12 protein-coding genes are annotated in these 12,127 nt (G+C 36.2%); 6 read left to right on the top strand and 6 right to left on the bottom strand.

What is annotated here, in order from left to right; all coding sequences use genetic code 11:
• Positions 1-41: 41 nt before the first annotated feature.
• The 5 genes from WG906_RS04885 to WG906_RS04865 form a co-directional block, all read right to left on the bottom strand.
• Positions 42-551, bottom strand: coding sequence for a Riean_0653 family protein (locus WG906_RS04885; protein ID WP_339991404.1), 510 nt, complete (start codon positions 549-551; stop codon positions 42-44).
• A 274-nt stretch (positions 552-825) separates the two neighbouring features.
• The gene (locus WG906_RS04880) at positions 826-1,365 is read right to left on the bottom strand and encodes a hypothetical protein (protein ID WP_339991403.1); all 540 of its coding nucleotides are present in this window, start codon (positions 1,363-1,365) and stop codon (positions 826-828) included.
• Positions 1,366-1,551: 186 nt separating this feature from the next.
• Entirely contained in the window at positions 1,552-2,061 is a 510-nt protein-coding gene (locus WG906_RS04875) for a Riean_0653 family protein (protein ID WP_339991402.1), read from the bottom strand.
• A gap of 107 nt (positions 2,062-2,168) precedes the next feature.
• Entirely contained in the window at positions 2,169-2,732 is a 564-nt protein-coding gene (locus WG906_RS04870; RefSeq protein WP_339991401.1) for a recombinase family protein, read from the bottom strand.
• Between the two features lie 226 nt (positions 2,733-2,958).
• Complete coding sequence (locus tag WG906_RS04865) at positions 2,959-3,246, bottom strand: hypothetical protein (protein ID WP_339991400.1); 288 nt, start codon at positions 3,244-3,246, stop codon at positions 2,959-2,961.
• A 1,013-nt stretch (positions 3,247-4,259) separates the two neighbouring features.
• On the opposite strand from WG906_RS04865, the gene WG906_RS04860 reads away from it, so the two are divergent.
• The 4 genes from WG906_RS04860 to WG906_RS04845 all read left to right on the top strand — a co-directional run bounded on the left by WG906_RS04860 (position 4,260) and on the right by WG906_RS04845 (position 9,959).
• Positions 4,260-4,730: a JAB domain-containing protein gene (locus tag WG906_RS04860; RefSeq protein WP_339991399.1), complete on the top strand. Its 471-nt coding sequence runs from the start codon at positions 4,260-4,262 to the stop codon at positions 4,728-4,730.
• Positions 4,731-4,929: 199 nt separating this feature from the next.
• Positions 4,930-5,913: an NAD-dependent epimerase/dehydratase family protein gene (locus WG906_RS04855; RefSeq protein WP_339991398.1), complete on the top strand. Its 984-nt coding sequence runs from the start codon at positions 4,930-4,932 to the stop codon at positions 5,911-5,913.
• A complete protein-coding gene (locus WG906_RS04850; protein ID WP_339991397.1) occupies positions 5,885-8,749 on the top strand; it encodes an ATP-binding response regulator in 2,865 nt (954 codons plus the stop codon). Before WG906_RS04855 ends, WG906_RS04850 begins: the two co-directional genes overlap by 29 nt.
• 298 nt (positions 8,750-9,047) lie before the next feature.
• Positions 9,048-9,959 carry an RteC domain-containing protein gene (locus WG906_RS04845; RefSeq protein ID WP_339991396.1) on the top strand — a complete coding sequence of 304 codons (912 nt, stop codon included), beginning with the start codon at positions 9,048-9,050 and terminating at the stop codon, positions 9,957-9,959.
• Between the two features lie 62 nt (positions 9,960-10,021).
• Here the strand turns inward: WG906_RS04845 and WG906_RS04840 are convergent, their stop codons facing one another.
• Complete coding sequence (locus WG906_RS04840; RefSeq protein WP_339991395.1) at positions 10,022-10,201, bottom strand: histone H1; 180 nt, start codon at positions 10,199-10,201, stop codon at positions 10,022-10,024.
• 170 nt (positions 10,202-10,371) lie between these two features.
• Between WG906_RS04840 and WG906_RS04835 the strand changes: the two genes are divergently transcribed.
• Both WG906_RS04835 and WG906_RS04830 read left to right on the top strand, forming a co-directional pair.
• Positions 10,372-10,647 carry a hypothetical protein gene (locus WG906_RS04835; RefSeq protein ID WP_339991394.1) on the top strand — a complete coding sequence of 92 codons (276 nt, stop codon included), beginning with the start codon at positions 10,372-10,374 and terminating at the stop codon, positions 10,645-10,647.
• 13 nt (positions 10,648-10,660) lie between these two features.
• Positions 10,661-11,752, top strand: coding sequence for a hypothetical protein (locus tag WG906_RS04830; RefSeq protein WP_339991393.1), 1,092 nt, complete (start codon positions 10,661-10,663; stop codon positions 11,750-11,752).
• Positions 11,753-12,127: the final 375 nt, after the last annotated feature.

Raw genomic sequence — 12,127 nt, 5'->3', positions numbered from 1 at the left:
ACTAACAACTAATGGTAATGGAACGAACTGCTACATTTAATTTAAAAAAAAGTGACATCAAACCTTCCACCTGTAACTCTAATGGTATTAGTTGGGTTATTTTCATCTTCAGCAGTAAGTTCAAATGTTCCGGAAATAATTTTTTTTGTAAGATCTAGTTTGGTAATGGTAACTATGCCTGTATTATTAATAGATGTATAATAATATTTTCCTTCATTACTTTTGAATAGTCTAGCAAAATTTAAGTTTTTACTAGTTAATTGATAAGTACCTGTGCTTTTTAATGATTTAATCGCCAACCCGATTTGTAATTCTTGATCTGGATTTTCTCCTGTAACAGCAAAAAAATCGCTGTCATCATAATCTACAATTAATCCGTCTCCACCACCTGTGCAACTCCAGCAAGCTTTCTTTTCCCATGTTTTTCCGTTTACTTTGGCTGCCATGATATTTGCCCCGGTTTGTGTAGGTTTTGGTAAATCATCTTTTTTGCAATTAAAAGATGAGAAAAGAACTAAGGATACGAATAATATATAGGAGAATGTTTTCATAACGGGTTAGTTGTTAATAAAGTTGTTAATAAAAGTTCCCTGGTTAAGTATCGCCCTCTAGAATGAGCTGCTGTCAAACCTGCTTTTGTTCGCTAACTGATCGTTTTCTGAGACTAGCGGTTAAGGCTCTGCGAAAATGGCGGAAAGAAAGCACTTGACAGTCGCCCTGTACAAAGCTTAGTTAAACGTGGAGATTCCCAAAGGTCGCCGCATCCTCGTTACAAAAGAAGGCGATTCGGGAGTGTGCAAGAAAATGGGTTCTTGAGTTTTAAATTCAGTTTGCTATAATCTCGTCCCTTTGCTCAATGACAAAGTCGTCGTACCATACCGTACCACGGCCGTCTATATATCCACCAAGGTAAAGATCGGAGGTTTCATTGTCGAGGATGATTGACAGAGAATACTTAGTCCAACCGGTACGTACTTTATTAACCTTCACTTCCTCAAAACCTGTTTTACGATCCCACTTGTTTCTTGCATGTGCCCATAGCCCTATGTTGCCAGCCTGAAGTTCTGTTTTGATATAAGCAGTAACGACAAAGCGAGTTGGCTTGAGAACCCTAATTGGAAGCCGCTGGTTAAAAGAACAATATTGCGGTGATGTCGCGTTAGGAGGTGTTCGAATTATTAATGATCGCTTTCCAGAATGCTTATTATCCTCATCAGTTCCCCAGACGATGCTATCCATACCATTTTTCTTCCAATTTACCGGCGGGGCAAGAACTGTATCTCTAACCCCTTCGAATCCAGCATTTGTAACCGATAAAAGATCATCCGCGCGTTCGAATGATAAACAGGTAATGACTAGAAGCAAACTTAAAAACAAGGAAAATGCTCTCATGCTTTAATATCAATGTTAAGCCTAAGATAAAAAAAGTTTCTTTAAGTTCTAGGTTATTCAAGAGTCAAACAAATTAGGAGTCCAAGTAAGTCTTCGCCGAATTGAGACTGCTTACATTAATTTAAAAAGTCACAATTTCTAAAAAACGAAAACAAGTCTTCAAAATTTGAGATCAAAGACTCCATGTGTTACATTAATACCATTTGAAGATAGATCTGAGGCTGTCAACTCAAAGGTCCCAGAAATAATTTTTTCAGATATACTTAACTTAGTTATGGTTACTGATCCACTTGCTGGGTTTGTTGTATAATACAATCTATCTAACTTATCGTTAAAAACTTTAGCGTAATTTTGGCTGCCTGTGTTTGCTCCCAATTCATACGTTCCGACGTCCTTAACCCCAGACATGTCTATTGTCATGGTAATATTAATATCGTTTTTCACCATTTGACCTAAGACATTAAATTTTCCTTCCTCAGGGAGATAAACTGTTCGTAATCCTTTTCCCCCTTCTACACAACTCCAACAATGCTGTGCTTTCCATTCGATTCCATCAATTTTTGCAGTCATTATATCTGCACCAATTTGACTGGGTTTATCATCCTTTTTACATCCTTGTATATTTAAAACAACGGATGTGGCTATTATTAAAAATATTATCTGTTTCATATTTCAAAATTTAAGGGTTTGTAAATACTAAGAAGCCGTGCAGTTAGTCATACTTGCCTAAAAAAAATCTTGATGTTATGCACCCATTAAATACTTTTGCGGTTCCTTCATTTCGCAAGATCCAGATACCTATAGCACGTCGCCCTGCTTATCCCTAAATCCTTCGCTATCTCATCCACTGACTTTTCTTTTTTGTCGTAGAGAATTTTAACTGCTTTTGCCTTACTCATCGATGCTTTGCTTAACCCCTTTGGTCGCCCGCCCGCTCGTCCTCTGGATCGAGCTGCTGTCAAACCCGCTTTTGTTCGCTCACTGATTATTTCCCGTTCGAACTCTGCAAGGGATGCAAAAATATTAAAGGTAAATCGGCCGGTTGCTGTAGCTGTATTAATGCTATCCTGTATACTAACAAACTCTACATCCTGATCTTTAAACCCTGAGACTAAATCAATAAGATCGCGAAGAGATCGTCCAAGTCGGTCAAGTTTCCATACGACTACAACATCCCCTTTTCGAAGCTTGTGAATCATCTTTTCTAATTGAGGTCGTTCTTTAGACTTTCCGGAAATCTTCTCTTCAAAAATGAGCTCGCACCCTGCACTTTTAAGTGCGTCAATTTGCAGCGTTAAGTTCTGGTCTTGGGTACTAACCCTGGCGTATCCAATCTTCATTTAAGATTTGCAAAAAAACGTTTCCAATAAAGATAATGAAACATAGATTAATAAGACGGTTTTAGAAGACACTTATGTTAAGATCGGTAGACTCAAATCACCGAATTTTCTAATTCTAAAAATACCTTCCTTTAAATGAATCATCAAAGAGGTAAACCTTTAGAGGTTACTTCTGGCTGACTTCGTAAATCTGGTAAAACGCGAAAAAGAAAAGATTTAATATTTTTTATACTACTACAGTTTCGTCTAATAAGATTGGGTCTTGTGAATTCAAGGCTCCTTGATAATCAAAAAGTGCATCTATGTATTCTACTTTCTGAAGGTAGGTTGCTTTAAATGTATCGCTATATGTGACTTGTATTTTTACCACATTATTTTCGTCGAGCAAATCCTTGTGGTTTGAAGTAACAGTAAACGCTATTGCTAGATGAGTACCAGGATATAAATGGGGTAATTCACTCCCGTGAAAATCACTTAAATTTTCAACTTTAGTGAAACCAGCCCTTACTTTCATAGCTTTATGTTTGCTTATGTTTATTATTCTTAAGAGAACTGCAGTTGTTGTCGACTCACTATTAACTAACGCCACGCTCCTTGTTACTATTTCATATTTGAAAACCGGTTTCAGAGTATCAGAGAATTTACGGTAACTTGAAGCCTTTGAACGTCTTTTTGTGATTTTAAGGTAAGATATAAATAGCGTGCGGTTATAATTGTAGCAAGTAAGATTGCTATATCGGAAAATGTGCCCCAAACATCTGCCAAAAAGGGAAACTTGAACAGGTCCATTTTGTAATATTAATATTTTTATACTAAAGTCTGCTCGTATTTTATACTAAGGCTAACACTATGAGTGACGTTATAAATTGTTAATTGACTATGAAAAGGATGATTGGTTTATTGAAATGATGTGAATCAGCTTCTAATTTGAAAACGTACAATTGATTGAACCTTATTTAAGGGAGACAACAGCTCTGTTCATACCTTAAATGGTCTTTTTTAAAGATTACTTATTGTATATTTTGTTTTTCCACGATCACATGGTCAAAGATATCATGATGCGGTTCCGAGTAAAATGAGCCATTTAGGTACGCGAAAGCTCAATTATTTAATGAAACAGGAATTACAGGAATTGCAGATTAAGGTCGCAGAAATGTGATATTTGAGTTCCTGGGTGCAGAATAACTATTAATAAACCCCAAGCATAGTTATTTAAAAACTGCCTATTAAAACACTGGATTGAAAAGTATCCTGATTTGATCACAGTGGGAAATCAGCCGCTCGGACAATTATGAGTAAGTGATATTGCTTACATCAAGACGGAAGAAGGGCATGATTATCTAAATTAAAAAACATTCAAAATTATCGGCACAAAGTTAGGCCAAGGGCTGCTGTAGCGGGCAAAAGCTTCCGGCATAAACCCGCAAGCATTCCCTCATGTCTATTTATTCCTTTTCCTTTTGCCCTTGATTGCCCTGAGCCTTTGGAGCACCATAATTAATTTTTTAACCTTTAAAACAGCTAATTATGGAAAAGCTTCAAAATCAGATTTCAATATTCCAAGTATCAGAAATTAACGTGTCTTACCGGCCAAAATTTAAAGCATCCGAAAGACCAACCATTTCAAGTTCTAAAGACTGCTTTAACATTCTCGCTGCAAGCTGGGATATTAATAAATTGGAATTACTGGAACAGTTTAAAGTTCTTTTATTAAATAGAGCAAATAGAGTTCTAGGTATTTATGAAGTATCCTCAGGTGGAATGGCAGGCACAGTAGCTGATTCGAAGCTGATTTTTGGTACAGCATTAAAAGCCTGTGCAGCAAGTGTAATCCTCGCTCACAACCATCCATCGGGTAACTTAAAGCCGAGTCAAGCTGATATTAGCCTTACAAGAAAAATAAAAGCCGGAGGAGATTTGTTAGATATCTCAGTACTGGATCACATTATAATTAGTTCAGAATCTTATTTATCCTTTGCAGATGAAGGGCTTTTATAGCCCTTTTTTTTACTAAGGTTTTAAGTCTGATGTTTTGTTTTGTATCTCGTGTAAGATGATTAAATAGATCTCTCCGGTGTTTAATTCTCCGAGTTAGCGACTTAAAATTTATTATTCCCTATTTTAAAGAAATTTACTTTCTTTGCGCCTGTTTAATCTACCATTAAACGATATCTGACATCTACACAGATTTCAACCTATGATTAATGAAATAGAAAGTAAAACGACTTCAAAAACGAAAGTGCTTCTTATCGGTTCAACAGGTAAATTAGGAAAAGGCGTTTTAAACGAATTAATAACTCATAATGACACATTAGAGGTTCGATTGTTAGTGCGAAAAGCAAATGGAACAGCAGCGCACCAAAATCTAATTAAATATCACGGAGATTTATTATTTGATGATATTAATCCATCAATTCAATGGGCAGATATCATTTTAAATTGTAGTGGAATGGTTTCTTACCGTGCAGAGGATGCTCGCAATCTGCAATCGGTAAATGTTCAAGGAGTGCGGAATTTAATTACCAGCTGCGAACGATTCAATAAACCACTTATTCATACTGGTTCAGCAATTGCCTATGGCAGTTCAGTGGTTCCTATTTGTTTTAGTGAGGAATTTGATGAACAAAATGTGTATCGGGGTAATTATGCACAGTCCAAATTTGAAGCAGATCAATTAATAATTGCATCTAAAATTCCTTACGTTATTCTGCGCCCAAGTACATTGATATCGACATTAACCAATTTATATAATTTCTATAAAAAGGGTTTTATAGCCGATTTAAGGGGAGGGGCAAGTTTTGCTCAGATAGAAGAAGTGGCGAAGGCTTACGTATCTGCCATCGACCTATTAATCAAAAGTCCTTCTCAATATATCTTTAACTTAGGTGGGAATAACCTTGCATTTTCAGCAGTTTTTGATTGTTTTAATGAATTGGATTACAGACGGACCCGTTTGGTTAAAAAACCTTTTCTAAGCGCACTAAGTCTGGTCAATGATAACTTCCTAAATCCCGTTTTCAACATATCCATTTTAACACGTGATAATTATCTCACTGGAAACCGGTATACCTTTTTAAATTCCTCAAAAGCCATAGAACATCTAAATTATACGATCTCTCCGTTTGAACATTCTGTGAAAAATATCCTTTTATATGATCATTACCGACGAAGAAATCCTTGAATTTATAAGAAAGAGCTATAAAAACCATAAAGATTATAAGTTACCTGATGCTGGAATAAGCAAAGAAGAAGATTTTACCATAGTAAGGGATATTCATGATATTAATGAAGATGAGCTGGATATTACCAAAGACATATACATTAGGAAGCTGAAAAGAAACAGGCAGACCAATAGTATCAACATCATTAATATTTGCGATTCTGTAGCTGCAGAAAGCAATGGACTGGATGAGGAGATCTATGCTGCCCTGGAAGAGTATAATAAGATATATACAAAGCCCTTCCTTAGAAATGGTTCACGTTGGGTAGATATTGGTGCGTTTAACCTATGTTGCGAAAAGGCTAGAGAGCTTCTTGGAAATCGCAATCCAAGAACTTTATACAATATTAGTAAATACACCTATCTTTTAAATAATACAGTTCTCAATACTGCAAATCTCAGGCTCAGCCTGGTAAATATCCGTTCCTGTCTGGAGTTAATGCATCTGGAAATCAGAAAGATGAACTATGACATGATTATGCGACCTGTAGGAACCTTCAACAGAGAAAGGGGTAGCGAAACATTGATTCAGACTAAGTACGTTAACAACTTCTCATTACACAACGATATTCATCTTGATCACGAATTTTTAGTGTTTGGAATCATTGCAGGATTAGTTGCTAAAAAAAATAGAGGTGTATTTGGAGAAATCAAGCCATATTTCTATCAGTTTAATCTTGTTGATGTACTTAAGAAAGATTATGCCTATTTGGGATTGCAGGTTAATGTTGGTGAGGGCCTAGAAGCTCCAATCTATGTAAATAATAAATTGATCGCTCACAGGGTTCTGTTAAGAAAAAAGAATAAAAATAGTGACTTTTCTGCCTTTTCTAGATTAACGGGACGGTTATTGGCAGGATACCAGTTCCCTAAAAGTACGGACATATATGATTATTCAGATCCGGTAGAACTTCAAACTTTATCTCAGGATCAATTAGATGGAACACTTAAAAGTAGAAAGGGCATAATTGTTTATAGAGTAGATGAAACGTTGTTTGATAGTTATAGTTTCTATGATACCATAAATCCCCAATCAGGTATTGTCGTTGAAAAAGGGGAATTCTTTAATGCCCCTTATAACCTGTTCGGGATAAATTACGTCGACAAAACAGAGGTGAAAAACCTGTGGGGCTTTTGGGAGCAAATATTGCTCTTTTCGAAAACAAATAGAAGCGACCAGTTGCAGCGAATAAAGCTTTTTGATTCGATGATGCAGCAACAGCGGAATGCAATCTCCCGTGCGGAACAAGCAGAGAAACTTGTAAAGCAATTACAGATCAGCAACGAACAAATTAATGAATTGAACGCAAACCTTACCGAAAAGGTTAAGGAAAGGACTCACCAATTAGAGCAATTGAATGAACAACAACGTACCAATTTTATAAATCTGGTTCACGAGACTAAAACGCCCCTCACATTAGTAAATAATTATCTGGAGGAGTATATCAATACTTATGGATCAGTTCATGAACTAAATATTATTAAAACTGCCGTGAATAAGCTGACAAAAGATATAATTAGCTTGTTTGATATTGAAAGGTTTAATAAAGGAATTGGCGTCTACAAACATGATCAGATTTGTAATTTCAGTACCATTCTACAGGAAAGTTTGATGTTGTTCGAGCATTATTGCCAGAAACAAAAGTTAAAGTGTGAAGCAGAAATTGAGTCCGATGTCTTAATTAAAGCAGATCCGAATGCTATAAATAGGATCGTAAATAATCTGCTCGAAAATTCAGTCAAGTTTAGCAGTGAAGAAGGAAGTATTAAAGTGATACTCTTGACAGCTGGCGATAAGATTGTTTTCACAATTTCTGATTCGGGAAAAGGAATTCCAGTACACTTGCAGAAAAAAGTATTCGAGCCTTATTTTCAAATTAATCATGAAACTACAAATTTACAGGGTATGGGATTGGGCCTTCCAATTGTAAAGAAGGTAACAGACAGCTTAAACGGGACCATAAAAGTTGAAAGTAACCCGGACAAAAAAAGCGGTACAACAATCAGCATTACCCTAAATGCTCATCGTTTGAATAAGGATGAATTCGTTGCTGAAACACCAAAGTCGGATCTGTCTATATACAATATTGAGAATCCATCATTTTTGGAAGTGCCTCATTCGGAGGGCCGACCTACTATTCTTTTGGTTGAAGACAATAAGGCAATGTTGCATTATCTCTATAAGAAATTATGCATTCTTTATAATGTCTATTATGCTTTCAACGGAGCTGAAGCTTTAAGGCTTTTGCAAAATGGAAGCTCAAAGCCCGATTTAATCGTTTCGGATATTATGATGGATAAAATGGATGGTTTTGAGTTCGCCCGAATTTTATCTGAAACTAAATCCTTCAACCATATTCCCATTATATTTCTTACAGCAAAGGCAACTCACCCGGAAAAGCTGAAAGGTTTGAGATTAGGCGCTATCGACTGGATTCAAAAGCCTTTTTCGTATGAAGAGTTACAAATGAAAATCAAATCGCTTCTTGATACAATAGAGAATCAGCAGAAATTAATTGCAAATTTTGCCGTCTCTAGTTTAAAGCAAAATGATTTTAACGATAAGCACGTCCAACTCAAGGATTCGCCAAGCTTTGAGCTCGCCTGTAGACAGTATCGTTTCACCGACAGGGAGTCGGAGATAATTTACTGTATTCTCGATGGAATGAGTAATAAATCAATAGCGGAGAAATTATTTATATCGGACAGGACGGTCTCTACACATATTCACAATATCTTTCAAAAGACTGAAGTTGGAAATAGAATGGAGCTAGTGAAAAAAATAAAGGGGAAATAGGTCTGATCTTCTCGATTGAGTTGCAAAGTAAATACGTATTGATTTGCCAAAGTAATTGTTGTAGAGATTCTGACGAAAGTTGAAAACGTGCTGTTGTAGTTAGTCTAAAAGACACTGAATACGTCATTTTACGTATGCACATACTACTAATCACGTACGTGAATTAATAGGATTTTAATTCAACACTTCGCTGGATTTATTATCCGAAAAAGTAAATACGTCAATTTACGTAGGCAATTCATAGGACTTACGTATTTATATTTCATTCTCGCCTGAGCAATTTTGTCACATCTGCTGAGTGAAAGTTGTCGCCAGTGAACAGGCCAGGCAGACTAATCAAACCTATAGAAACATGCTTAATCAATCCTATGATCAACTGCTGGAGCAGCAAAAAAGCCAATTGAGCAAAATTAACACGGAGATTTCTGACCCTCTTGAACTATTAAAGTCTTCAGTAGACCTTATACAGAAGAATCTAAAGGAACTTAATAATAGAATTAAAAAGCAACCTTTTACTGATCAGACAGAAGAAATCTATTTTTTCAAAAAAATTAAACCAGCTTTATATTCCGATAAGATATTTGAATTTGAAAAATACCAGATAGAATTTAATAAGCCTAAGGGAACTCCTGAAACTGTTATAACCTATTACCAGGCGGAGTTAAAATATCTTGAACGGTTTTTTAATTTAAATTCGTTTTATTATCATTATTATCGCTCCGGATTTGTTGAACTTGATCATTTATATTTTCTCAGAAGCACAAGCCTCACAACAAATTTTATGCATGAAGTACAAGACAATGATCCTGGATTTTCAACACCTCTTGATTACCTCTTTGCTAAATTTGCAGCGTATGAAAGATTGCAGGCTATGATTATCCAGGAAATATTGGTGCTCCAAACGCCCAATAGATTCAACATTGCTGCGAAAGAAAGAAATGTCAACTCTTTACAATGGACTGGTGATTCAATAAACTTAGTGGAGGTTGCTTATGGAATCTGGTTAACCGGGCAACTAAATAACGGAAATGCGAGTATTTCTGAAATAATCAAATGGTTAGAAGACGCATTTAAAGTCAACATTGGCAGGGCTCATCGGCGCTGGACTGAAATATCACAAAGAAAACGGAGCAGTTATACCAAGTTTATTGATCGAATGAAGGAATCTGTTCTTGAAAGGATAGACAATGAAATCGGGGTGAAAAGTTAGCTTAAAAAAAGAAATCCCAGGTGCAGGCCTGGGATTTCAACTTATAGAAGATGACAAAAATCTTATTTTGCTTTATTCTTAATTTCAGTCACCTCTTTTCTTGCTTCCGATGCCAGGTTTTTGATCTCCTGCATGGCTTTTCTAACTCTGGTTCCGGCAGCAGAATTTCCACTGTTGTAAAATTTGTCAGCATCCTGTTCTACAGATGCAATAAGGTCTTTTATTTGATTAAAAATTTTCATGATGCTTTTTACGCCATTTATGTCGCATAAGTTATAAAATATTTCAAAAACGTAGAGGGATCACTGATTTAAAAATACCAGGGTGCACCGTTATTCCACCTAATAGATTTCTGCCTGGGTTTCCATTTTTGTTTTATATCAGAAATGATTAACCTATTAGAAGAATACCAATGAATATTGAAATCTCTACATTTCTTCTGCAGCTTATTATCGAACAAGCTGCAGAATTAGGAGCTATAAGGGCATTAGTAAAAACAGGCAAGCTGAAGCCCTATCTAAAAAAGTCAGAAGCCTGCCGGCAATTTGGACGTGCCAATATCGAGCACTGGATCGAAAATGGACTGCTTACTCCCCGAAAAGACGGAAATAACTCCGCTGCCTGGCGGATAGAACGTTTGGAAGTTGAAGTTATATCCAGATCCATCTACCTCCTCCGCTACTTATAAATGCCACCTTCTTATGAATAATCCACTTATAAGCAGAATAGACCGTGCGGTGGCTGATAATATCAAGGATATTGAGCGATCTTTCGGAAGCCAGTCGGGGATAGTGCAGGATTTCATCATCTTTATTTCTGCTAAACTTAAAACAGATCTTTTCGGCTACACCCGGTTTACCCTGCAAGAGTTTTGTACAGCTACAGGCAGAAGACGGCAAGAACTTGCAGTTATTCATCCTGATTTTGTATCAGCTGTTAAAAAGGCTCCTGAAATTGAAGGCTATGTTTTCAATACGGTGATGGATTTCGCCCTGTATTCGATGTTGGAGAAGAATATTATTTTCTCATCCAGGTATGAAGTGAAAGGGAACGGGCAGGTAATTCAGATGCAAAACTTTCCAATATTAAAAGATCTAAAACTAAACTTCGACCGGAAATCCAAAGAGCAAAAGGTGTATGATGTCCGCTTGTCTGATGAACTTCTAAACGGGTTTTTATATCGCTATTATACGGTTAATGCTGAGTCGTATAAATTGGTGGGTAAGGGAAGGGGAGGAGAAGGCCGTAAACGATTATTGCTTTATCTTTCAAAATTAAATCATGTCTTATTATCGGTGAATACGTCGTTTGGTCAAACCTCCGTTCCCCTCGACAGGCTTTGCTACCTGGCTAATATAAATGATTCCAAACCCTATCATAAAAAACAAAACCTGTCACGTCTCCTAGATTTTATTCAAAAAGACGGAAAGTTTCCGTTTAAGTATGATTATCTGAATTCTGAAGGAAGAGAAGGCTATATAGTCAACTTAAGGTTTCCTGAAAGTTCCAATAAGCAATTGCTTCTTAAAGAGCATAGTTTTTATTGTCGTTTATTGGAAGGCTTGTATAGTGTTTTTAATAAGCAGGCCATCAATGAACAACTGGTAACAGATAAAGATCCATTTCAGAGCTGGCTTGCAAATTCCCATTTTGATACTGCTTTAAAAGCACAGGTCCTTGTAAATGCGTATTATGCTGCATTTCATAAAAGCATATCTACCGCCTTGGCTGCTAATCTAATTCGCTCCGGAAACTTTTTAACGGCTTTAACAGATCCTGTAAGTAAAATCTAGTTTTTAACCCAAAATCTGTCAAGTTTTTTTAGGAAGGGTCACATGTCCGGTAACTCGATATTGATGTCCTACTTTTTGATTTACATGTCCAGTATTTTGATAAGTATGTCCAGTAATTTGATTTACATGTCCGGTAATTTGATATAGTCGTCCGGTATTTCGATGCCAATGTCCGGAAGTTTGATTTTATCGATTAGATGTCCGGTATTTTGATTTAGAAAGTGTGTTCTGGGGATTGTTATCAAGGTTGGATGTCCGATATTTCGATTAATATTATAATATAAATAATTCTTAATAAAGTGTCAGACTGACTGAAAGAAAAAAATCATCTAAGTTTCTAGGTGGAAAAAAATACCTTGAATTTTGTCTCATGCC

It is taken from the genome of Pedobacter superstes, from assembly GCF_037622515.1.
GTDB lineage: Bacteria > Bacteroidota > Bacteroidia > Sphingobacteriales > Sphingobacteriaceae > Paradesertivirga > Paradesertivirga superstes.
Note: the sequence above shows the minus strand (reverse complement) of the source record. Positions and strands in the feature narration are given on the sequence as shown.

Excerpts from the sequence above, each read along its gene's own strand:
- WG906_RS04835 (WP_339991394.1), top strand. The coding sequence starts at position 10,372 with ATGAATATTGAAATCTCTACATTTCTTCTGCAGCTTATTATCGAACAA.
- WG906_RS04840 (WP_339991395.1), bottom strand. The coding sequence starts at position 10,201 with ATGAAAATTTTTAATCAAATAAAAGACCTTATTGCATCTGTAGAACAG.
- WG906_RS04885 (WP_339991404.1), bottom strand. The coding sequence starts at position 551 with ATGAAAACATTCTCCTATATATTATTCGTATCCTTAGTTCTTTTCTCA.
- WG906_RS04870 (WP_339991401.1), bottom strand. The coding sequence starts at position 2,732 with ATGAAGATTGGATACGCCAGGGTTAGTACCCAAGACCAGAACTTAACG.
- WG906_RS04850 (WP_339991397.1), top strand. The coding sequence starts at position 5,885 with ATGATCATTACCGACGAAGAAATCCTTGAATTTATAAGAAAGAGCTAT.
- WG906_RS04855 (WP_339991398.1), top strand. The coding sequence starts at position 4,930 with ATGATTAATGAAATAGAAAGTAAAACGACTTCAAAAACGAAAGTGCTT.
- WG906_RS04830 (WP_339991393.1), top strand. The coding sequence starts at position 10,661 with ATGAATAATCCACTTATAAGCAGAATAGACCGTGCGGTGGCTGATAAT.
- WG906_RS04860 (WP_339991399.1), top strand. The coding sequence starts at position 4,260 with ATGGAAAAGCTTCAAAATCAGATTTCAATATTCCAAGTATCAGAAATT.
- WG906_RS04865 (WP_339991400.1), bottom strand. The coding sequence starts at position 3,246 with ATGAAAGTAAGGGCTGGTTTCACTAAAGTTGAAAATTTAAGTGATTTT.
- WG906_RS04875 (WP_339991402.1), bottom strand. The coding sequence starts at position 2,061 with ATGAAACAGATAATATTTTTAATAATAGCCACATCCGTTGTTTTAAAT.